Genomic DNA, 21,918 nt, shown 5'->3' on the forward strand with positions numbered 1-21,918 from the left:
ATCCCCCGAGGGCACCGGCGGGCCTTCTTCCTGCCCGCTGCTCAAGGGACGACGGTCCAGGTGTCCTTGCCGGTGAGCAGTGACTGCAGGTTCGGCGTGCGCTGAGTGCGGGCGTGCTGGACCTGGTCGCGGGCCTGGTCGTCGTACGTGGGGCGCTGAACCTGGCGGAAGATGCCGGTCGGGGTGTGCGTGAGGCTCTGGTCGTCGAGGCGGGAGAGGGCGAAGGCGTAGGCGGGGTCGGTGATGGCCGGGTCATGCACGAGAAGGTTGTGCTCGCCGATCTCGCTGACCTTGCCGATCTCGAAGCCGCCCCGACCGGTTGCGGTGACGCCGTATTCCTGTTCGAGGCCGAAGCGGATCGGCCGGCCGGGCTTGAGCGGGATGAGGCGGCCCGCGGCTTGGTCCTTGTCCTTGAGGACGTCGAAGGCGCCGTCGTTGAAGATCGGGCAGTTCTGGTAGATCTCCACGAGCGCGGAGCCGCGGTGCCGAGCCGCGGCGGTGAGCACTTCGGTGAGGCCGGGCCTGTCGGAGTCGAGGGCGCGGGCGACGAAGCTCGCCTCGGCGCCGAGGGCGAGCGAGATCGGGTTGAAGGGGGTGTCGAGCGAGCCCGCGGGCGTGGACTTGGTGACCTTGCCGGGCTCGGAAGTGGGCGAGTACTGGCCCTTCGTGAGGCCGTAGATCCGGTTGTTGAACAACAGGATCTTGAGGTTCACGTTGCGGCGCAGGGCGTGGATCAGATGGTTGCCGCCGATCGAGAGGGCGTCGCCGTCGCCGGTCACGACCCAGACGGACAGGTCGGGGCGGGTGACGGCGAGGCCGGTGGCGATCGCCGGCGCGCGGCCGTGGATCGAGTGCATGCCGTACGTGTCGAGGTAGTACGGGAAGCGGGAGGAGCAGCCGATGCCGGAGATGAAGACGATGTTCTCCCGCTTGAGGCCGAGGGTCGGCAGGAAGGACTGCACGGTGTTGAGCACGACGTAGTCGCCGCAGCCGGGGCACCAGCGGACCTCCTGGTCCGACTTGTAGTCCTTGGCCTTCTGCGGCGCGTCGTCGGCCGGGATCAGGTCCAGCCCACCGAGGGTGGGCAGACCGATGTCGGTGGCGGTCATGCCGCGTCGACCTCCTTGATGATGTCGGTGAACACGTGGTGCAGTACTTCGGCCTTGAACGGCACGCCGGCGACCGCGGTGTACGAGTGGATGTCGGTCAGGTACTTCGCCCGCAGCAGCAGGGCGAGCTGACCGAGGTTCATCTCGGGCACGACGACCTTGTCGTAGGAGGCGAGGATCTGGCCGAGGTTGGCCGGGAACGGGTTGAGACTGCGCAGCTGGGCCTGGGCGATCGGCATCCCGTCCCGGCGTACGCGGCGGCACGCGGCGCCGATCGGGCCGAACGTGGAGCCCCAGCCGAGCGCCAGGACGCGGGCCTTGCCACCCGACGGGTCGTCGGGCACGAGGTCGGGCACCGCGATGTTGTCGATCTTGCGCCGGCGCAGCCGGACCATGTGGTCGTGGTTGTCCGGGTCGTAGGAGATGTCGCCCTTGCCCTCGGCCTTCTCCAAGCCGCCGACCCGGTGTTGCAGACCGGGGGTACCGGGCACGGCCCAGGCTCGCGCGAGGGTTTCCGGGTCACGGAGGTAGGGCCAGAACTCGCCCGAGCCGTCCGGGGCGTTCGGCTCGGTCGCGAAGGTGACCGACAGGTCCGGCAGCGTGGCCACGTCGGGGACCAGCCAGGGCTCGGATCCGTTGGCGTTGGCCGCGTCGGACAGCAGCAGCACCGGCGTGCGGTACTTCAGCGCGATCTGGGCGGCCTCCAGCGCGGCGGCGAAGCAGTCCGCCGGGGACTGCGGCGCGATCACGGGTACGGGGCACTCGCCGTTGCGGCCGAACATCGCCTGCAGCAGGTCCGCCTGCTCGGTCTTCGTCGGCAGGCCGGTCGACGGGCCACCGCGCTGCACGTCGATCACGACCAGCGGCAACTCCAGCATGACACCGAGGCCGATGGTCTCCGACTTCAGGGCGATTCCGGGGCCCGACGTGGAGGTGACACCGAGGGCTCCGCCGTACGAGGCGCCCAGCGCGGCGCCGATTCCGGCGATCTCGTCCTCGGCCTGAAGGGTGATCACATCGAAGTCCTTGTGCCTGGACAGCTCGTGCAGGATGTCGGACGCCGGGGTGATCGGGTAGGTGCCGAGCAGCACCTGCATACCGGACCGCTGCCCGGCCGCGACGATCCCGTAGGCCAGCGCGGTGTTCCCGGTGATCTGGCGGTAGGTGCCGGGGGCGAGTTTCGCGGGGGCCACCTCGAAGGTGGTCGCGAACGTCTCGGTGGTCTCGCCGTAGTTCCAGCCGGCGCGGAAGGCCAGGATGTTCGCCTCGGCGATCTCGGGCCTCTTCGCGAACTTCTCGCGCAGGAACTGCTCGGTGCCCTCGGTCGGGCGGTGGTACATCCAGGAGAGCAGGCCGAGCGCGAACATGTTCTTGCAGCGTTCGGCGTCCTTCTTGCCGATGCCGGTTTCGGCCAGGGCGCCCTGGGTCAGCACGGACATCGCGACCGTGTGCACCTGGAACGCCGAGAGCGAATCGTCCTCGAGCGGGTTCGACGCGTAGCCGGCCTTGGTGAGATTGCGCGGGGTGAACTCGTCGGTGTTGACGATCAGCGTGCCCGCCGCCGGCAAGTCGGCCACGTTCGCCTTCAGCGCGGCCGGGTTCATCACCACGAGCACGTCCGGCCGGTCGCCGGGGGTGAGGATGTCATGGTCGGCGAAGTGCACCTGGAACGAGGAGACACCGGGGATGGTGCCCTGAGGTGCGCGGATCTCGGCCGGGAAGTTGGGCAGCGTGGCCAGGTCGTTGCCGAATGCCGCCGCCTCGGAGGTGAACCGGTCGCCGGTCAACTGCATACCGTCGCCGGAATCGCCGGCGAAACGGATCACCACCCGGTCGAGCTTGAGCCGTTCGGTCGTCTTATCCATCATCCTGCGTGCCCTTCGACCGCGATGTCGGTGAAACCGAAAACATACCATTGCAAAGGTTTTTTACTGGGGCAAGGGAGGGCTCCCCGCTGTGCAACTGGGGATGTCCCCCAGTTACACAGTGACCGGGGTTACCGTGCCGACTGGAGCAACAGTGCTCGACACGTCCGCGTGACATACCTCCATGAAGGTATGTAATAGTCGAAGCCACCGGTGACTCAGGGCACCAGTGTCAGCTCCCAGATGGCGGACGACCGCGAACCGCGCTCCGCCAGGTACGGCGCGCCTGTCTCCCCCGGCCGGACGAACCGCCGCCGGTGACCCCGACGTCCGCCCGCCGGACATCGCACTCCCCGATCACCCCACGGATCCCGAGCTTTCGAAGGAACCTGATGAAATTCGGAAACGACCTGCGGATCAAGACCGCGACCTCGTGGTTCCCACCGGATCACGAGACCGTCGAGGACGCCATCGCGGCGGGCAAGCTGGACGCCCCGGTCGCGGAGAAGATCGGAGTCACCCAACTGCCGGTCTCGGCCCGGCTGTCCGCTCCCGAGATGGCGGCAGCGGCCGCCCGCGACGCGATGGACCGGGCCGGCTGGAGCCCCTCCAAGGTGGGCCTCGTCCTGCACACCTGGATCTACCACCAAGGCCATGACATGTGGTCGCCACCGCACTTCGTGGCGAACGAGGTGGGTGCCTCCCAGGCCCTCGCGTACGGCGTCTACCAGGGCTGCAACGGTGGTGCGCTCGCCCTCCAGCTGGCCGCGACCCAACTGGCCGCCGAGCCCGGGCTCGGCGGTGCGCTCATCACCACCGGCGACCGTTTCGAGCCTCCCGGCTTCCGCCGTTGGGCCTGCGACTACGGCTTGGGCTACGGCGACGCGGGGACCGCGGTGCTGCTGCACCACGGCGACGCGGAACCCGACGACTACGCGCTGGTGTCCCTGGCCACCGCGACCGCCGCCGAGCTCGAGCTGATGCTCCGGCACGGCGACGACTTCAGCGCCGCGCCCTTGATGCACAACGACTACATCGACCTTCGCCGTCCCAAGAAGTCCTACATGGCCGAGCACGGCAAGGAGCGGTTCAGCGAGATCGCCGGCCGGCTGATCCGGAAAGTGATCGTGGACAGCGTGCGCGACGCGGGGTTGCGGCTCGACGATCCGCGGATCAAGTACATCGCGCTGCCGCGGCTCGGAGTGAGCGTGCTGGACTCCATCTACGCGCCGGTCCTGGACGAGGTGCTGAAGGCGGAGGCGCTGCGGTTCGGCACGGCCACCGGCCACCTGGGCTGCGGGGACTTCCTCGCGAACCTGGCCGACCTGCGTGATCACGCCTCGCTCCAGCCGGGCGACTACGCGCTGGTGATCGGCGGCGGGGCGGCCTGGACCTGGGCCTGCGCCGTCGTGCAGGTGCCGGAGGAGGGGGTCTGATGGGCCTGGGAATCCTCGGCCTGGGCGGCCATGTGCCGCCGGTGGTCATCGACAACGCGCAGGTCGCCGAGTGGGCGGGCGTGGACGAGAGCTGGCTCGTCGAGCGGACCGGCATCCTGGAACGCAGGTACCGGGAGCCCGGTACCACCACCTCCGACCTCGCGCTGCACGCGGCCCGTGAGGCACTGGCCGTACGGCCCGAGGCGGCGGACCGGCTCGGGCTGATCGTGGTGGCCACCTCGACGCCGGACCAGCCGCAGCCTTCCACCGGGGCGATCCTGCAGAACAAGCTCGGCCTGTCCGACGTCCCGGCATTCGACGTCAACGCGGTGTGCTCCGGCTTCCTGTACGCACTGGCGGTCGCCGACTCGATGGTGTCGGCGCGGCAGTCCCGGCGGGGCGGCGACTACGCCCTGGTGGTCGGTACGGACATCTACTCCTCGTTGATGAACCGCACCGACCCGCGCACCGTCAGCCTGTTCGGCGACGGGGCCGGGGCGGTGCTGCTCGGTCCGGTGCCCGAGGAGTACGGCGTACTGGGCTGGCGGCTGGCCACCCACGGAGAGCACCGCGACCTGGTCGAGGTACCCGCAGGCGGCACCCGCACACCGCTGGACGCCGAGGCTCGGGAGGCGGGCGGGCACCTGTTCCGGATGCAGGGCCGTGCGGTACGCGACTACGCGCTCCACACCCTCCCCAAGGTGATCGGCGGGGCGCTCGACTCGGCCGGGCTCCGCCTCGAGGAGGTGGACCGCCTCATCCTGCACCAGGCCAACACCCGCCTGGTGGAGGCGTGTTGCCGCGAACTCGGCGTCGACCCCGCCCGGGTACCGCTCACCGCACCGCACTTCGGCAACACCGCCGCGGCCTCCATCCCGCTCACCCTGCGCGCGGAGCACGAACGCCGGCCCTTCCGGCGGGGCGAGCGCCTGCTGCTGGCCGGAGTGGGCGGTGGCATGACCGCGGGGGCCGTCGTCGTCCGCTGGTACTGAGCCGGCCGGACAGCTGCTGAAAACCATGCAAACGCAGTGGAAGGAGACATACATGCCGACGGCAACTGCGGCGGGGCACCGCGGCTACGAGCTGTGGGATCCGATGCCTGACGAAGTGCGAGAGGGCGCCAGGCGGTTCGCGAGCGTGCAGGCGCTCAACGAGCTGGTGGGCGTGTTGCAGTACGTCGAGTGGCTGGACCGCGCGCCCAGCCACACCAGGCGGCAGATGCTCATGGCCAAGATCCAGGACGAGGTCGGTCACGGGCATGCGGTCGCGCGTGTCGCCGAAGACCTGGGCATGCCGCGCGAACAGATCTTCCTCGACTACCTAGAGGGCCGCACGAAACTGCACAACATCTTCCACTTCTCCTTCGCGACCTGGGAGGAGCTCGGCGCCGGGCTGCTCCTGACGAACTCGGCGGCGATCTGCCAGTTCCAGTCCCTGGCCAAGGGCGTGTACCTGCCCTACGCCCGGGCGCTGCGCAAGGTCGAACGCGAGGAGTCCTTCCACTACCAGCACGCCTTGGACCTGACGCACGAGGTCATGACACACGGCGACGCCGAGCAGCGCCGTCGGGTGCAGGAGGCGTTCGAGCTGTGGCTGCCCCGCCTGCTCGTCTACCTGGGGCCGCCCGACACCGACACCCTGCATGCCAACCGCATGTGGCAACTCGGCATGAAGCCGGACAGCAACGACGCGGTGCGCCAGAAATGGCTGAACAAGATCATTCCAGTCTTTCGGAAGCTCGGCGTGCAGGTGGACCCCGCGTTGGTCCGCCAGGCGCCCACGGGCGAGTGGGAGTTCGCGATGGCCGACTGGGCCGAGGTGAAGAAGTTGATCGCAAACGGCGGACCGTCGTCGCAGCGGCGCCTCGACTGGGTGCGCCGCTCCCTGGACCGCAATGCGCACTACCGGCGCGCGCTGCAGGGGGTGGCGTAAATGCCGCACGCCCCGACCGACGCCGACGTCTACGAGGTGTTCGCGCAGAGCGGCTCCACCATGGCGCTCAGCCATGTCGGCTCCATCGTCTCGCCGCGCCGGGACGCCGCCTGGTACCTGGCCAAGGAGGCCTATGGGCGGCGCGACGACCTCGCCAAGCTCTGGGTGGTCCGCCGCACCGACATGATCGTCTCCAGCGCGGAGGACCGGGACCTCCTCGCCGCCAAGACGCGGATGCCGCACCGCCAGCCCGGCTTCCCCACCGCACGCCGCCGCGACCGCTCCGCCCCGCCTGCTGTCGCCTCCACGCCGGAGCGTCATGACATCGCCCTGTCCGAGCGCGGCGACGACATGCTCGGGGCCGGCGAGTCCGAACTCCGCGACCTGTGGCTGGCGCTCGCCGACGACCTGTTCGTCCTGGGCAACAGGCTCGGCGATCGCATCTGCGACTACATCGACGTGGAGGAGGCGCTGGCGGTCGGCTCGATCGGACAGGAGGCGCTGGCGCACGCCGGGACGATCCTGATGCTGTGCGGCTTCGACCAGCCCGCTGTCGACGCCCGCTTCTTCGACCGGGCGCAGGCGCAGTGGCAGGTGTCGCACGCCATCGAGCGCCTCACCGACTGGCCGTCCACCGTGGCCTGCGGTCTCGTCATCGCCGCGGCCGTCACCGTACTGGCCGAGCAGACCGCAGGGGCCGCGCCCGGCGCGGCGCAGCTGCCCGCGATCACCGCCATCCGCGATGAGCAGCGGGTCCACCTGGACCACTGGCGGCGGTGGGCGCAGGCGCTGACCGCCTGGCCCGAGACCCGGGCGGAGTTCGCGCGTGCCTACGCCGAAGTGACCGAGTGCGCCGGCGACATGTTCGGCGCCACGGCGCAGGGCGCGCTTCCCGGTGATCCGGCTCTGGCCGCAACACTGCACGCGCGTCTCGCCGCGCTGGTCAGCGACAACGGCGGGCCCGGAGCGCGGCTGCCGGAGCGCCCGCTGACGCGGACCGCGGGGTTGGGCGGGAGCGCACTGGCCGACTCCCTCGCCCGCGGCCGCGTGGTCCGTGACGACTACGCCCCGGGGGTGTTCAGTTGAATCCCGACCAGCTCGCCGACGTGGTCGCCGGCGTGAGCGACCCGGAGATCGACGTGGGCCTGCGCGACCTCGGGGTGCTGCGCTCGGTGTCGTTGACCGGCGACCGGATCCAGGTCCGCCTGACCCCCACCCGGCTCGGCTGCCCCGCCCTCGGTGAGATCGCCCGGCGGGTGCGGTCCGCGCTCGACGACGCGGCTCCGGGACACGACATCGAGATCGTGTGGGAGCGCGGCGCGTGGCAGCCCGAAGCGGTCACCGCCGTCGGCCGGGAGGCGCTGCGCAAGGGCGGCTACCAGGTGGCGGGGGCTGCTCCCCGGTGTCCCTACTGCGGCAGCGACGACGTCGCGCGAGCCGCCCGCTTCGGCGGGGCGGTGTGCAAGGTCCCCTACGACTGCCGTGGCTGCGGCTCGCTCTTCGATGTGATCGGGACGGCCGGCTGCACCGCCACCGCCCTGCTCCCCATACCGGCCTTCGGGCAAGGAGGATCGTGATGCGACTCAGCGGGAAGACCGCCGTGATCACCGGGGGCTCCCGGGGCCTCGGCCGGGCGATCGCGGAACGCTACCTGAAGGAAGGGGCACGGGTGGTCTGCGCCGCCCGCAACCCCTATGACATCAAGGAAGTTCTCGACCTCGCTCCCGAGCGCAGCGCCTACGTCCAGGTCGACGTCACCAGTCACCATTCGGTTGCCGCGCTGATGGCCGAGACCGCCGAACTCTTCGGCGGCATCGACATCCTGGTGGCCAACGCCGGCGTGAGCCGGGACGGGAAGGTGGACCGGCTGCCGGTCGCCGACTGGCAGGACATGGTGGCCACCAACCTGACCGGGGTCTTCCTCTGTACCCAGGCCGCCGTCCCCTACCTGGAACGCAGCGAGGGCGGCCGGATCGTCAACGTCTCCTCCAGCATGGCGACCCGGGTCGCGATCGGGGCCGCCGGATACTGCGCCACCAAAGCCGCGGTGGAGATGTTCACCAAGGTCAGCGCGATCGAGCTCGCCTCCCGCGGCATCCTCGTCAACTCGCTGGCCCCGGGGATCCTCGACGAGGGGATGGGCCAGCAGCTCACCACCAACGACCGGGTCTGGTCGCGCTACAAGACCAGGCTGGCCCTCGGCCGGCCCGGTGATGCCGACGAGGCCGCCGACGCGGCGGTCTTCCTGGCCGGTCCCGAGTCCTCCTACGTCAACGGCCACGTCCTGGAAGTGAACGGGGGCCTGCTGTGGTCATGACGAGCGTCCCCGAGGCGGGGCACCCCGCCGCACGGCTGGACATCGACGGAGCGGTGGGCATCCTCCGCCTCGACCGGCGGCCGCTGAACGTGCTCGACCGTGCGGCACAGGTCGCGTTGCACCGCGCCGCCGATCAGGCCGCAACCGACGAGCGGGTCCGCGCGGTGGTCGTGCACGGCGGACCCACCGCCTTCTCGGCGGGGGCCGACATCAAGGAAATGGCCGCGATGACGCACGCCGAGATGGTCGGGCACGCGGCCGTGCTCCAGGCCGCCTTCGACGCGGTTGCCGCCATCCCCAAGCCCGTCGTGGCCGCGATCAACGGGCCCGCTCTCGGCGGCGGCTGCGAGCTGGCCCTGACCGCCGACGTGCGCATCTGCGGCAGCGAGGCCCGGCTCGGGCTCCCCGAAATCCTGCTCGGCGTCATCCCGGGAGCGGGCGGCACCCAGCGGCTGCCCCGGCTGATCGGTCCGGCCAAGGCCAAGGAGCTGATCTTCACCGGGCGCCAGGTGGGCGCGGCCGAGGCACTGGAGATCGGCCTGGTGGACCACGTCGAGCCGACCGACCAGGTACTGGACAGCGCACTGCGATGGGCGCGCCGCTTCGAGGCGGGACCGGCACTGGCCCTGCACGCCGCGAAGACCGCCATCGACCGGGGCCTGGCGACCGATCTGGCCGCCGGCCTGGCAATCGAACGGACGGCGTTCGCCGGACTGTTCGGCACCGAGGACCGCATGACCGGCATGCAGCGGTTCATCACCGACGGCCCTGGCCACGCACGCTTCACCGGGAGGTAATCACCATGCGTACAGCGACCGACGAGTTTCGACGCGCCCGCGACCACCTGCTGGATTCCTACGGTGACCTGCCGCGTGCCCGGGCCTTTCCCAGGCCCGCGATCGGGGAGACCTTCAGCTGGGTCGCGGACTGGTTCGATGTCATCGCCGACAAGAACCACGCCACCGCGCTGCGCGTGGTCGACCTGGACAAGCAGGGCGCGATCGTCGCCGACACCGCACTGAGTTTCGCCGAACTGGCCGAGCGCTCCCGGCGGGTCGCCCGATGGCTGCAGTCGGCCGGCGTACGGCGCGGGGACCGCATCCTGCTGATGCTCGGCAACCGGGTGGAACTGTGGGAGTCCGTGCTGGCCGCGTTCCGCCTGGGCTGCACGGTGATCCCCACGGCCGTCCAGCTCACGCCCGCCGACCTGGCCGACCGGCTGGAACGCGGCGGGGTGGGACATGTCATCGCCGAGGCCGACCTCACCCCCAAGCTGGAGGAACTGCACGGCGGCTGGACGCGCATCGCCGTCGGGGGCCCGGTTCCGGGCTGGCGGGACTACCAGCAGGCCTACGCCGCCGAGCCGCTCCAAGACGCGGTACTGACGCGGCCCGAGGACCTGTCGCTCATCTACTTCACCTCGGGCACGACCTCCCTCCCCAAGATGGTCGGGCACACGAGCGTGAGTTATCCGATCGGCCACCTGTCGACCATGTACTGGCTCGGCCTGCGCCCCGGCGACGTGCACCTCAACATCTCCTCGCCCGGCTGGGGCAAGTGGGCCTGGAGCAACCTGTTCTCCCCCTGGAACGCACAGGCGACGGTGATGGTCGTCAACCAGCCGAGGTTCGCGGCGCGTCCGCTGCTGGAGATGATGTCGCGCTACGCGGTGACCACCTTCTGCGCGCCGCCCACCGTCTGGCGGAGCCTGCTCCAGGAAGACCTCACGCGGTTGCCGATATCGCTGCGCGAGGCGGTGGCCGCTGGGGAGCCGTTGAACTCGGAGGTGGTGCGCCGGATCCGCGAGGCGTGGGGGGTGACGGTACGGGACGGCTACGGGCAGACCGAGACCACCGCCTCGATCGGGAACCCGCCGGGGATGCCGAACGCGGATGGGACTCTGGGCTGGGCGATGCCTGGCTACGAGGTGACGCTGCTCGACCCGCACACCGGCACCCCCGTCCGGGGCACCTCCGCACAGGGCGAGATCTGCCTGCCGCTCGCCGCCCGGCCGCTCGGCTTGATGAGCGGGTATCTGGGCGACGCCGAGGCGACCGCCCGCTGCACGCGCGACGGCTACTACCGCACCGGTGACTTCGCCACCCGTGACGCCGACGGCCGCTTCACCTACCTGGGGCGCGGCGACGACGTCTTCAAGGCATCCGACTACCGGATATCCCCCTTCGAGCTGGAGAGCGTGCTGTTGCAGCACCCGGCCGTCCAGGAGGCCGCCGTGGTGCCCTCACCCGAACCGCTGCGCCTGGCCGTGCCCAAGGCGTACGTGGCGCTCGCCGCCGGCTACCAGCCGGAAGCGAAGACCGCACAGCACATCCTCGCGCACGCCCGCGAACACCTCGCACCGTACAAGCGCATCCGCCGCATCGAGTTCGCCGAGCTGCCCAAGACCACCGTCTCCGGCAAGACCCAGCGCGCCGAGCTACGGAGGAGGGAGGCACAGCGGGAGGCGCGATCGGCGCAGGAATGGTGGGAGGAGGACTTCCAGAATTAGCTTCCCGATTCGGCGGCGGATCCCGCGGGCTGTGCAACTGGCGCACCTCCCAGGTGCACAGCCCGCTGACCCGTCGCCCTGATCTTGCCAGGAATCCGGACTATTCCATGGAGACGAAATGAAGGCCGTCACCATAAGCAATGATCAGCGTAGAAGAGCCGTATTGAGCAGTCTCATCGGGAACAGCATCGAGTTCTACGAATTCCTCATCTACGGTTCGTTCTCGTCGCTCTACTTCAACAAACTGTTCTTCCCTTCGTTCAACGCCGCCACCGGCACCCTGCTGTCACTGTCGACGTTCGCGGTCGCCTTTGCGGGAAGGCCGCTCGGCGCCGTTGTCTTCGGGCACTTCGGAGATCGGATCGGCCGTAAGACGACGCTGATCACCACGCTCACGGTGATGGGGGGCGCGACGGTCCTGATAGGTCTGCTCCCCACCTACAAGACCATCGGTGTCGCCGCTCCGATACTGCTGACAACCCTCCGGTTCATCCAGGGATTCTCACTCGGCGGAGAGTCGAGCGGCGGATTCCTGATGGCGCTGGAGAGCGCCCAGCCGAACCGGCGGGGCCTGCTCACCGGCATCGTCGGCACCGGTAACGCCTGGGGACTGCTGCTGGCCAACGGCGCCCTCCTCCTCGTCACCGCGCTTCCGGACCGGCAGGTGCTGTCGTGGGGATGGCGACTGCCGTTCGTCTTCAGCGCCGTGCTCGTGGGCGTCGCGCTGCACGTCCGGCTGCGGCTCGCGGAAACACCCGAGTTCGAGCAGGTGAAGGCCGCGGGCGTGGTCAGGAGCAGGCCGACGTTCGACGTCGTGGTGCGGCACGGTCTGATCACCTTGTGCGCCTCGCTGTCGGCGCTTCCGATGTTCCTGGTGTTCTACCTGGGGTCGGTCTTCTCGCTCAAATACGCCGCGACCATCAACGTCGGCCGGTCCGTGATGCTGGTGCTGCTCGTCGGATCGTGCGTCTTCCTGATCGTCGCCATGCCGTTCTCCGGCTGGCTGGGTGACCGGTACCACCGCAAGACGCTCTTCGTCGGCGGCATCGTCGTCATGACGGTGGCCCCGTTCGCCTGGTTCCCGCTGCTGGACAGCGGATCCTTCCCGCTGATGGCTCTCGGATTCCTGCTGCTGTTCGCCGGGTTCGCCGCGAACTACGGCGTACAGGGGGCATTCTATCCACGGCTTTTCCCCACGGCTCTGCGGTATTCCGGAATGTCCATCAGCTACAACGTGGGGGGATTGCTCGGTGGCGCCGTCAGCCCGATCATCGCCACGTCACTGCTCGGCACGTTCCACAGCTGGACGCCGATCGCCGTCTATATGGCGGCCGCCGGCCTGATCGCGCTGGTCGCTTCGGCATTCCTACGGGAACGCTCCGACAGCACGGCCGCACAGCGCACCGCCGAACCGACGGCAACGGTCACGTCCCCCGAAATCACGACCGTCAGAAGCTAGTTCGAGAATCCTGGCCCCATTCCATGCAATTTCCAGTGAGGGAGTATCGCATGTCGTCCTCGTCCGTTCTCAGGTGTCCCGTTCTCGATCCCACAGGCTCCACGATGCACGCCGAGGCTGCCGCGTTGCGCACCGAGGGGCCGGCGGTACTGGTGGAGCTTCCAGGGCCCGTCCGCGCCTGGGCGGTCACCCGGCACAGCGTCGTCCAGGCGTTGACCAACGACCCGCGCGTCTCGCGTGACATCCGCCGGCACTGGGAGGGCCTGGCCGATATGCCCGAGGGCTGGTCGCTTGCTCCCATCGCCTTGCAGCAGAGCTTCTTCAACGCCTACGGCGATGAGCACCGCAGGTCCCGGCGCCGCGTCGCCCCCACGTTCTCGCCGCGGCAGGTCGAAAAGATGCGTCCGCAGGTCCAGGCGACCGCGGACCGCCTGGTCGAAGCGCTGGCCGCGCTGCCCCCCGGGGCCAGCGCGGATGTGCGCAAGGACCTGGCACTGCCGCTGACCATCACCGTCATCTGCGATCTGTTCGGCGTCCCCGATCACCTGCGCACAAGGATCGGCACCGGGATCGACGCCGTTCTGGATTCCTCGCTCGACCCGGAACACGCGCTGGCCGCCCACAACGAACTGTACGAGCGGCTTGGCGAGTTGCTGCGGTACAAGAGGGAGCATCCGGCCGCCGATCTGACCAGCGACCTGCTCCTGCCGTCGGAGACCGATGAGGAGGCGATGCCGGATCCCGTGCTGCTCGGCACCCTCTTCCTCATGATCGGCGCCGGTTACGAGACCACCGTCAACCTCATCACCAGTGCCGTCCAAGCCCTGCTCACCCACCCCGAAAACCTCACCCGGGTCCAGGAGGGAACCATCAGCTGGCAGGACATCATCGAGGAGACGCTACGGATCGAGGGGCCGGTCATGCACATCCCCCTGCGCTGCGCCCTTGAGGACATCGACCTCGGCGAAGGCGTCGTCATCCGCAAGGGCGATGCGATCACCCTCGGCTTCGCCGCCGCCGGACGCGACCCGGAACTTCACCCGCACTGCCCGGAACGCTTCGACCCCACACGGGCCAGCAAAGAACACCTCGCGTTCGGCCACGGACCCCACTTCTGCCTCGGCGCACACCTCGCCCGCCTGGAAGCGGACATCGCCCTGACCACGCTGTTCACACGCCTCCCCGATCTCGCCCTCGCCCACCCCGGACAAGAACCCGCACGCCTGACATCGTTCATCATCAACGGCCCCGTGGGCCTGGAGGTCATCCCCCACCCGGCATGACGGCCTGGAACACGACTGCCGGCGGCAGGGGAGCCCCTGCCGCCGGCAGTCGTATGTCATGCAGAGAGCGAGCCCGCGTGGTGCTGCGGGCTCGCTCCCCGGTCACGACGTGCTCGCCGCACGCCCGGTGGATACGCTCAGGTCCACAGTCGGCCGATGGCCATGGGCGAACGGTGGCGGAGGGTGTTGTCCATCTGGATGTGCCGGGCGACGCACTCGGCCTGGTTGCGCGTGGCGGCGATGAGCAGCGGCATCACGGACCCGCCCTCGGGCAGACCGGCGTAGTACAGACCCGGCAACGTGCCCAGTCCCCTGCGATGCACCGGCATGCCGCCCTCGTCGAGGGCCTTGGCGGGCAGAATCCCGTAGTCGGGCACGAAACCCGTGGCCCAGATGATCGTCGTGATGTTGTTGGCGACCAGATCCAACGTGCTGCCGTAGTCCGCGATGAGCGAGGGGTCGTACTCGGGTGCGGGATCCGCCTCGGGAACGACCAGCCCTTGCCGCTCGATCGCCGCGTCGATGGCCTTCAGCAGCTCGCTCTCCTTGTGGGCGGCCGCCTGCGCCACGGCACGGACGTTGTCCTCCAGCCGCAGCACACCGCCCAGCGCACCGCGGACGGAGCCGACGAGCGTGACACCCTTCGCGGCCAGGATCGGCAGGCTCAGGTCCTGGCCGCCGTCCTTTCCGCTGAGCACCGAAACGCCCGGCAGCACGGGAGAGTCACCGCGTCCGCCCGACGCGGTCTCAAGGTTCCCTTCCGGCAGCAGCAGTTGCAGCCAGTCGAGGATCTGCGCGCCACGGTAGCGCCGGGGCGCGGTCTTGTGCCCGCCGACCGCGAGATACACGTCCCGGCCGGCTTCGCAGAGGTCTTCCGCGATCTGCTGGCCGCTGTTGCCCGCGCCCACGACGAGAACCGCGCCGCTCGGCAGGGACTCCGGGTTGCGGTAATAACGCGTGTGCAGCTGTGTGACCGAGAGGTCCACCCCCGCGGCCACCTCCGGAATGCGTGGCGAGGAGTACCCGCCCAACGCCGCGACGACGTTGCGGGCTTCGACGGCCTCTCCGCTGTCCAGGTGGACGCGGAAGCGCGCATCCTCGTGCGACGCCCCGTCGATCGGGGACTCGACCATCCGGACGCTGGTGTGCTCGCGGACCTGAATGCCCGTCGCGGCCACGTAGCACCGGAGACGTTCGGCCACCTCGCGGGCCGGCATATAGCCTTCGGGGTCATCACCGTCGTACGGCCAGTCCGGGAAGGCGACCGTCCTGTTCGGTGTGTTGACGCGCAGGCTGTCCCAGCGCTCGTTGGCCCAGGCCTGGCCGATCTCGCCACGCTCGATCACCAACGCCTGGTAGCCCAGCCGGGAAAGCGCGCCCGCGACCGAGCATCCCTGCTGGCCGCCGCCTATGACGACTGTCTCGGCGAACTCCGTTCCCATCCGCTCATCCCTCCGTTCGTCCGGGGCAGCACGACGACCTTCCCGGTGGCCTGGTCGTTCTCCATGTGCCGGTGCGCCTCGACGATGTCTTCGAGGTCGAAGACCCGGTCGACGTTGGGCCGGTAGACACCGTCCTGGACCTCGTCGACGACCCGCTGCAGCACCGGCGCACCGGCGGCGCCCTTGAGGCTGTCGCTGTGGAAGGCCGTGAGCTTGGTGCCGGGCGGGATCATCGCGATCGGTTCGAACTCCTTGATGAGCCAGCCGCTGAGCGAGCCGGACACGCACACCGTCCCGCCGCGGCGGACCAGCTTCAGCGAGTCCGGCACCGTGCTCGTGCCGATCAGGTCCAGGACGTAGTCCGGGCCGTCGGGCCAGATCTTGCGCACGATGTCCGCCGGCGACCCCCCGTCGTCCAGGAGCACGTGGTCGACGCCGACCGCGCTCAAGGCGTCCGCCTTCTCCCGGCGCCGGGTCGTGGCCGCGGTCTCGATGCCGTGGGCGGACGCGATCGAAGCCGCCGCCATGCCGACCGACGAGGTCCCGCCGCGGATCAGCAGGCGGCCGGGTCCGCCCGGCACCACGCCCAGCGCGTCCAGCGAGCCCTGCGCGGTCAGATACGTCTCCGGCAGCGCGGCCAGCACGTCCCAGGGCAGCGTGGTGCAGACCGGCATGAGCAGCGAGTTCGGCAGCAGCGCGTACTCCGCGTACCCGCCGTCGAACTCGCGTCCCATCTCCCCCATCACGGCCGCGACGGTCTGGCCGACGGGCAGCGCGGCATCGGTCGAGGCCGCCACCGTTCCCACGCACTCGATCCCGAGCACCCGGGGGAATTGCACGTTCGGCGAATGCCCCTGACGGGTCCTCAGCTCGGACCGGTTCAGGCCCGCGCCCTCCACCCGGACCAGGCTCCAGCCCTCGCGGACCCCGGGCACCGGCAGCTCGCGGATCTCCAGTACCTCCGGGCCACCCGCCTGGACGCAGACCGCTGCCCGCATTGTCGTGCTCACTTCGGTTCAGCCTCCGGTGACGACTTCGAGCGACGGTGCCCAGCGCGGAATCTCGCCGCGGCCGGAGGGCAGTCGCAGGCTGCGGGCGTAGCTGTACTCCTGCAGCGTCTCGATGGCGTGCTCGCGGCCGTATCCGCTGGCACCCACACCGCCGAACGGGGTACCGGTGAACGAGCGGTTGTAGTGGTTGACGAACACGATGCCCACGCGCAGCTCCCGGCTGAACCGCATGGCGCGCTCGGTGTCGCGGGTGAACACACCGGCGACCAGGCCGAACTCGGTGCCGTTGGCGATGCGGACCGCCTCGGCCTCGTCGCGGAACGGGATCACGCAGACGACGGGGCCGAAGATCTCCTCCGTGGCGATGCGCATGTCCGGGGTGACGCCGGTGAACAGTGTGGGCGGGACGAAGTAGCCGTCCGCCAGCTCAGGGTCGGTGGGCAGCGCCGCCTGGGCCGCGATCGTGGCGCCTTCGCGGACGCCGAGGTCGAGGTAGTCCAGCACGCGCTGCCGCTGCGCCGGGGTCACCAGCGGTCCGACGTGCGTGTCCGCGTCCGCGCCGTGGCCGACCTTCAGCCGGCCCACGGCAGCCGTGAGTCGCCGGACGACCTCCTCGTAGCGGTCGACGTGGACCAGCACGCGCGAGGCGGCGGTGCAGGCCTCGCCCTGGTTGAAGTAGCCGCCTTCCACCGCCCACGGCACGGCCGAGTCGAGGTCCGCGTCCTCGAAGATCACCAGGGCGTTCTTGCCGCCGAGCTCCAGCAGAGTCGGCGTCAGGTTCTCCGCGGCCGTGCGGATCACGGCCTGGCCCGTGGTGGGCGCGCCGGTGAAGGAGACCTTGCCCACGAGCTTGTGTCCGGCGAGCTGCGCGCCGACCGCACCGGCACCGGGCACGATGTGCACGACGTCGTCCGGGAGGATGGACTGGGCCAGCTCGGCGACCCGCATCACGGACAGCGGCGCCTGCTCCGGCGGCTTGATGACCACGGCGTTGCCGGCCGCGAGCGCGGGGGCGAGCTTGCCGGCGGTGTGCAGCGGGGGCCAGTTGAACGGAATGATGGCGCCGATGACCCCGAAGGGCTCGCGCAGCGTGATGTCCAGCATGCTGCCCGAGTCACGCGCCTGGCTCGGGATCGCCTCGCACAGGCCGGCGAAGAGCTCGAAGATGGTGGGTGCGCCTTCGAGGTCGAAGTTCCGCGCCTGGGTGAAGGGCTTGCCGTTGTCGCTGGACTCGAGCGCCGCGATGTCGTCGGCGTTCTCGCGGATCGCCTGGGCGACCTTCCACAGCCACTTGCCGCGCTCCCGCGGCGTGCGGGCCTTCCACGCGAAGTGCGCCTCGTGCGCGGCGCGGACCGCCTGGTCCACCTGCTCCGCGCCCGCGCCCTGAATGACCGCCAGCGGCTTGCCGGTCGCTGGATTGTGCACGGTGAACCGGTCCGCCTCGTCCGGCGAGGACCAGCGCGTCCGCAGGAGCTGAGCGGTATCGAACGTCGTAGTCATGACATCCTCTGTTTCAGCACCGAGGCGATCCGCTCGGCGATCACGATGGTCGGAACATTGGTGGCGACGCGCGGCATCGCCGGGAACACCGAGGCGTCCGCGACGGTGAGTCCCTCGACGCCGTACACGGCGCCGTCGGTGTCGACGACGGAGTGCGGATCACGGTGCGGACCCATCCGCATCGTGGAACTGCCGTGGTTGTAGTGCGCCGGTGCCCGCCGGATCGCGTCCGCCAGCTCCTCGTCGCTCACGCCGGGACCCGGCACCCGCTCGTCCACCAGCAGGTCGGCGAGCGGTTGGGTGCGCGCGATCCTGCGGGCGATACGCACGGCGTCGGCGACCCGTTCGGCGTCGTCGGCGACCGTGTAGAGCCCGAGATCGATGGTCGGCGCGTCCTCGGGGTCGCGTGAGGCGAGTCGCACGGTGCCCCGCGAACGGGGCTGGACGCAGGAGACGAAGAAGACCATGTCCCAGCCGGTCGGGTGGTTCTCGACCGGCGGGACGATCATGGCGGGCAGACTCTCGGTCGGCACCGCCGCCGACGGCAGGATCTGCACGTCGTAGTCCGGCTCGCCCGGTCCCGTGGCAACGCTGAGCACGCTGCCGAACATCTGCCGCGCTGGATCCTGCGGCGGCTTGGCGACGTGGATGTTCCAGAAGGCGGGGTGTTCGGTGAGGTTGCGCCCCACGCCCGGGAGCTCGGCCAGCACGTCGATTCCGTGTGACGCGAGCTCGGCGCGGTCTCCGATGCCCGAACGCATGGCGATGACCGGGGTGTTGTGGGCGCCGGCGCTCAGCACGACGTGCCCCGCGCCGATCTCCTCCCCCGAGGCGAGCCGGACCCCGCGGGCCCGGTTGCCCCGGAAGAGCACCCGGTCGACCAGCGCGTTGCCGCGCACCTCCAGGTTCGGCCGGTGGCGGACCGGGTTGAGGTAGCCGATGGCCGTGCTCAGCCGCACGCCGTCGGCCGCGCTGAGCGGAGTGTGCGCGAAGCCCGGCGCGCCCGGCGCGTTGAAGTCGTCGACTCTCGGATATCCGAGCCGTGCGCTCGCCTCTCCCATCGCCGCGACGTGCGGACCCAGGTCCGCCGCCGCGCTCAGGGTGATGCGGTACGGCCCGTCGAGGCCGTGGAACTTCTCCTCGCCGTAGGGGTAGTGCTCCATCTTCTTGTAGAAGGGGAGCATCTGCGGGTAGCCCCATGCGGGCCCGGCCAGGTCCGCCCATGCGTCATGATCGGACGGCCGGGCGCGCATCGCCACACAGACGTTGACGGAGGAGGATCCGCCGATGATCCGGCCGCGGGGAACCGGCACCTCGTTGCCGAACTCGTCCGGAACCGATCGATAGCCCCAGTCGTGCGTGTACGGCGCGTATGTCGCGTCGGCGATCTCCGCCGGCAGCTCCTCGATGGTCGCGAAATCGGGTCCGGCCTCGAGGAGCAGGACCGACAGCCGCGGACTCGCGCTCAACCGGTTGGCGAGGACGCAGCCGGCGGATCCGCCGCCGATCACGATGACGTCGTAGGTCGTCATGATCACTCCTCCCTTGTCCCGGGTCCTACACGTACCGGGGCCGGCCGACGATGAACCCGAGGAGCAGGTCCACGCCGAAGACCAAGGTGAGCATGACCATCGGAACGGTCCAGCCGCCCGCGGAGCTGTGCAGCACGCCGAACAGGAACGGACCGGCGGCGCCGATCAGGTAGCCGAAGCCCTGCGCCATGGCCGAGAGCCCGGCGGTGTCGGCCGCGGTACGGGTGCGCAGCGCGAACAGGCCGAGCGCGATGGGGAACACGCCCATGCCCGCTCCCCACAGGAGCGACCACAGCCACGGCATCGTCGTCGGCGAGATGAGCATGCCGAGCGTGCCGATGATCTCGAGGCCCACGAGCCCGACGATCCACCAGGACTGGCTGCGACTGCGCATCGCGAGCGGCACGACCACCATCGTGACCGGCAAGGCGGCCACGACCAGCAGACCGAGCAGCAGGCCCGATTCGTTCTTGCTGATGCCCGCGCCGGTGTACACGTCCGCGGCCCAGCCCATCAGGACGAAAGAGCCCGCCGCCTGCAGTCCGAAGAACCCGGTGATCAGCCAGGAGAGCGGGCTGCGCAGCAGCAGCTTGCGCTCCGGCTGCGCGACCGGGTTCGCGCCGCGCTGTTCGGTGCGGCGCGTCCCGGCGACCCAGACCAGCAGCGCGGCCACGGCCAGCAGCGACCACGCGGCCAGGGTGGCCCGCCAGCCGCCGAGCTGGTCCTCCAGCCACGGGGTCGCCGCGGCGCCCGCCGCGCCGCCGATCATCAGGGTCACGGTGTAGACCGTGGTCAGCAGCGGGATCCGCTGCGGGAACGCCTGCTTGATCACGACCGGGATGAGCACGTTGCCGATGGAGATGCCGGCCGCCGCGACGAACGTGCCGGCCAGCAGTACCCACGGGCCGCCCGCCACCCGCAGCAGCAGTCCGGCGGTGAGCACGACCAGACCGGCGCCGACCGCCCGGGCCAGGCCGAGCTTGCGGGCCACCAGCGGTGCCGCCGCGGCCGCGACGCCGAAGCAGAGGGTGGGCACCGCGGTCAGCACGCTCGCCCAGAGCTCGGAGGCGCCGAGCGACTTGCGCACCTGGTCGAGCAGCGGGCCGATGCTGGTGATCGCGGGACGCAGGTTCGCCGCTGCCAGGGCGACGCCCAGCAGCAGAAGCGGCGTCCCGACCAGGGCGGCGGCGTTCCTCTCGACCGCCACCGGTACGGCTTGTTGTTCCTGCGTAGTCACAGTGTTGCCTCCTGTACTTGTGAAACATCCCATTGCAGGTGGAGCTCATCGAATCCACGCGCGATCACCAGTCGCTCTCGGCTGCGCGAGCCCGCGGACCCCAGACGGAGTCCGGGGAGGCGGTCGAAGAGCAGTGGGATGGCGATCCGCAGCTGGAGCCGCGCCAGCGACGCGCCGAGGCATGCGTGGACGCCTCGGCCGAAGGCCAGCATGTGCCGGCCGGGCCTGGGCTTGATGGCGAACTCGTGCGGATCGGCGATGACGCGCTCATCCCGGTTCGCGGAGCCGAAGTGCACCATCACGCGGTCCCCGGGCCGCAGTTGCCTGCCGCCGAGTTCGGTCTCCTTCGTCACGGTGCGGAAGAGGCCCTGCACCGGGGACTCGAACCGCAGGATCTCCTCGACCATCGCGTCGGCCATTCCCGCGTCGTCGCGCAGTGCCGCGAGCTGACGCGGGTTCTCCAGCAGTGTCACCAGGCCGTTTCCGATGGCGCGGGTGACCGTGACATGGCCCGCGATGATCAGGTTCATCACGATCCGCATGAGTTCCACGGCGTCGAGGGAGTGCTCGTCGCCGGCACGGGCCAGGGACGCGATGAGCCCGCCGCCGCCGGTCTGCCGCGAGTCCCGCAGCAGCGCCAGCACATAGTGCTGCATGGCGACGACGTCGCGGGCCCACTCGACCCGCTCCTGCACCGGGCCCGTACCGACGGACAGTCTGAGCCAGTTGTGGCTCCACTGGCGCAGTCGCGGCACGTCCTTGGGCGGGACGCCGAGAATCTGCGCCATGACGGCCAGCGGCAGGGGCCACGCGTAGTCTTCGATGATGTCGGTCGAACCGGCGGCGGCGAACCGTTCGATCAGCTCCCCTGCGGTCGCCCTGATGAAGGGCTCCAGCTCGGCCACTCTCCTGGGCGTGAAGACCCGGTTGACCGCCAGGCGCAGCCGGGTGTGCTCCTCGCCGTCGCTCTCGGTCAGGTTCGGCGTCAGCGACCAGCCCTCGGCCAGGACCTGCTTGACCTCGTCGGATTCGGGGCCCGTGGTCGCCCGTACGGCGCTCTCCGAGGAATATGTCTCCGGGTCGTGGACCACGTGCATCACGTCGTCATGCCGGGTTACGACCCATACGTTCATCTCCCGGTCGTGGAGCACCGGGCACTCGTCGCGCATGCGCGCGTATGTCGGATAGGGGTCGGACAGTTGGCTGTCCGAGGTGGGATCGAATGTCGGCATGGTCATCGGGGATGCTCCGAACATGGCATTTCATCCGGCGATTTCATGGGGGATG

18 protein-coding genes are annotated in these 21,918 nt (G+C 70.0%); 10 read left to right on the plus strand and 8 right to left on the minus strand.

Annotated elements, in window-relative coordinates:
- Positions 1–41 precede the first annotated feature (41 nt).
- Together ACWC0C_RS17285 and ACWC0C_RS17290 are read right to left on the minus strand one after the other, a co-directional pair.
- The gene (locus ACWC0C_RS17285) at positions 42–1,109 is read right to left on the minus strand and encodes a 2-oxoacid:ferredoxin oxidoreductase subunit beta (protein ID WP_450864704.1); all 1,068 of its coding nucleotides are present in this window, start codon (positions 1,107–1,109) and stop codon (positions 42–44) included.
- A complete protein-coding gene (locus tag ACWC0C_RS17290) occupies positions 1,106–2,977 on the minus strand; it encodes a 2-oxoacid:acceptor oxidoreductase subunit alpha (protein ID WP_450864705.1) in 1,872 nt (623 codons plus the stop codon). The genes ACWC0C_RS17285 and ACWC0C_RS17290 overlap by 4 nt, the downstream gene beginning before the upstream one ends.
- 389 nt (positions 2,978–3,366) lie before the next feature.
- Here ACWC0C_RS17290 and ACWC0C_RS17295 point away from each other — a divergent pair, with 389 nt between their 5' ends.
- The 10 genes from ACWC0C_RS17295 to ACWC0C_RS17340 all read left to right on the plus strand — a co-directional run bounded on the left by ACWC0C_RS17295 (position 3,367) and on the right by ACWC0C_RS17340 (position 13,910).
- Positions 3,367–4,410, plus strand: coding sequence for a ketoacyl-ACP synthase III family protein (locus tag ACWC0C_RS17295; protein ID WP_449195582.1), 1,044 nt, complete (start codon positions 3,367–3,369; stop codon positions 4,408–4,410).
- On the plus strand, positions 4,410–5,402 hold the full coding sequence (locus tag ACWC0C_RS17300) for a 3-oxoacyl-ACP synthase III family protein (RefSeq protein ID WP_450864706.1): 993 nt from the start codon (positions 4,410–4,412) through the stop codon (positions 5,400–5,402). The genes ACWC0C_RS17295 and ACWC0C_RS17300 overlap by 1 nt, the downstream gene beginning before the upstream one ends.
- A 52-nt stretch (positions 5,403–5,454) precedes the next feature.
- The gene (locus ACWC0C_RS17305; RefSeq protein WP_449195584.1) at positions 5,455–6,342 is read left to right on the plus strand and encodes a Phenylacetic acid catabolic protein; all 888 of its coding nucleotides are present in this window, start codon (positions 5,455–5,457) and stop codon (positions 6,340–6,342) included.
- Positions 6,343–7,428 (plus strand): Phenylacetic acid catabolic protein, encoded by a 1,086-nt coding sequence (locus tag ACWC0C_RS17310; protein ID WP_450864707.1) that lies wholly within the window; start codon positions 6,343–6,345, stop codon positions 7,426–7,428.
- Positions 7,425–7,919, plus strand: a complete 495-nt coding sequence (locus ACWC0C_RS17315; RefSeq protein WP_449195586.1) for an iron-sulfur cluster assembly protein — start codon at positions 7,425–7,427, stop codon at positions 7,917–7,919. The genes ACWC0C_RS17310 and ACWC0C_RS17315 overlap by 4 nt, the downstream gene beginning before the upstream one ends.
- Positions 7,919–8,659 carry an SDR family NAD(P)-dependent oxidoreductase gene (locus tag ACWC0C_RS17320; protein ID WP_449195587.1) on the plus strand — a complete coding sequence of 247 codons (741 nt, stop codon included), beginning with the start codon at positions 7,919–7,921 and terminating at the stop codon, positions 8,657–8,659. Before ACWC0C_RS17315 ends, ACWC0C_RS17320 begins: the two co-directional genes overlap by 1 nt.
- Positions 8,656–9,456, plus strand: coding sequence for an enoyl-CoA hydratase/isomerase family protein (locus tag ACWC0C_RS17325; RefSeq protein ID WP_450864708.1), 801 nt, complete (start codon positions 8,656–8,658; stop codon positions 9,454–9,456). Before ACWC0C_RS17320 ends, ACWC0C_RS17325 begins: the two co-directional genes overlap by 4 nt.
- Before the next feature lie 5 nt (positions 9,457–9,461).
- A complete protein-coding gene (locus tag ACWC0C_RS17330) occupies positions 9,462–11,168 on the plus strand; it encodes an AMP-binding protein (RefSeq protein WP_450864709.1) in 1,707 nt (568 codons plus the stop codon).
- A 118-nt stretch (positions 11,169–11,286) separates the two neighbouring features.
- Positions 11,287–12,627: an MFS transporter gene (locus tag ACWC0C_RS17335; protein WP_450864710.1), complete on the plus strand. Its 1,341-nt coding sequence runs from the start codon at positions 11,287–11,289 to the stop codon at positions 12,625–12,627.
- 104 nt (positions 12,628–12,731) lie between these two features.
- A complete protein-coding gene (locus ACWC0C_RS17340; RefSeq protein ID WP_450864711.1) occupies positions 12,732–13,910 on the plus strand; it encodes a cytochrome P450 family protein in 1,179 nt (392 codons plus the stop codon).
- Between the two features lie 137 nt (positions 13,911–14,047).
- Here ACWC0C_RS17340 and ACWC0C_RS17345 read toward each other — a convergent pair whose 3' ends face one another.
- From ACWC0C_RS17345 to ACWC0C_RS17370, 6 genes are read right to left on the minus strand one after another with little or no spacing between them, the layout of a single operon-like run.
- The gene (locus ACWC0C_RS17345; RefSeq protein WP_450864712.1) at positions 14,048–15,352 is read right to left on the minus strand and encodes a flavin-containing monooxygenase; all 1,305 of its coding nucleotides are present in this window, start codon (positions 15,350–15,352) and stop codon (positions 14,048–14,050) included.
- Complete coding sequence (locus ACWC0C_RS17350; RefSeq protein ID WP_450864713.1) at positions 15,319–16,362, minus strand: zinc-binding dehydrogenase; 1,044 nt, start codon at positions 16,360–16,362, stop codon at positions 15,319–15,321. Before ACWC0C_RS17350 ends, ACWC0C_RS17345 begins: the two co-directional genes overlap by 34 nt.
- A 6-nt stretch (positions 16,363–16,368) precedes the next feature.
- A complete protein-coding gene (locus ACWC0C_RS17355) occupies positions 16,369–17,862 on the minus strand; it encodes an aldehyde dehydrogenase family protein (protein WP_450864714.1) in 1,494 nt (497 codons plus the stop codon).
- Entirely contained in the window at positions 17,859–19,394 is a 1,536-nt protein-coding gene (locus ACWC0C_RS17360; RefSeq protein ID WP_450864715.1) for a GMC family oxidoreductase, read from the minus strand. The genes ACWC0C_RS17355 and ACWC0C_RS17360 overlap by 4 nt, the downstream gene beginning before the upstream one ends.
- 25 nt (positions 19,395–19,419) lie before the next feature.
- Complete coding sequence (locus ACWC0C_RS17365) at positions 19,420–20,631, minus strand: MFS transporter (RefSeq protein WP_449195595.1); 1,212 nt, start codon at positions 20,629–20,631, stop codon at positions 19,420–19,422.
- A complete protein-coding gene (locus ACWC0C_RS17370) occupies positions 20,628–21,869 on the minus strand; it encodes a cytochrome P450 (RefSeq protein ID WP_450864716.1) in 1,242 nt (413 codons plus the stop codon). The genes ACWC0C_RS17365 and ACWC0C_RS17370 overlap by 4 nt, the downstream gene beginning before the upstream one ends.
- Between the last annotated feature and the right edge of the window lie 49 nt (positions 21,870–21,918).

The organism is Streptomyces sp. NPDC001709 (assembly GCF_053596375.1).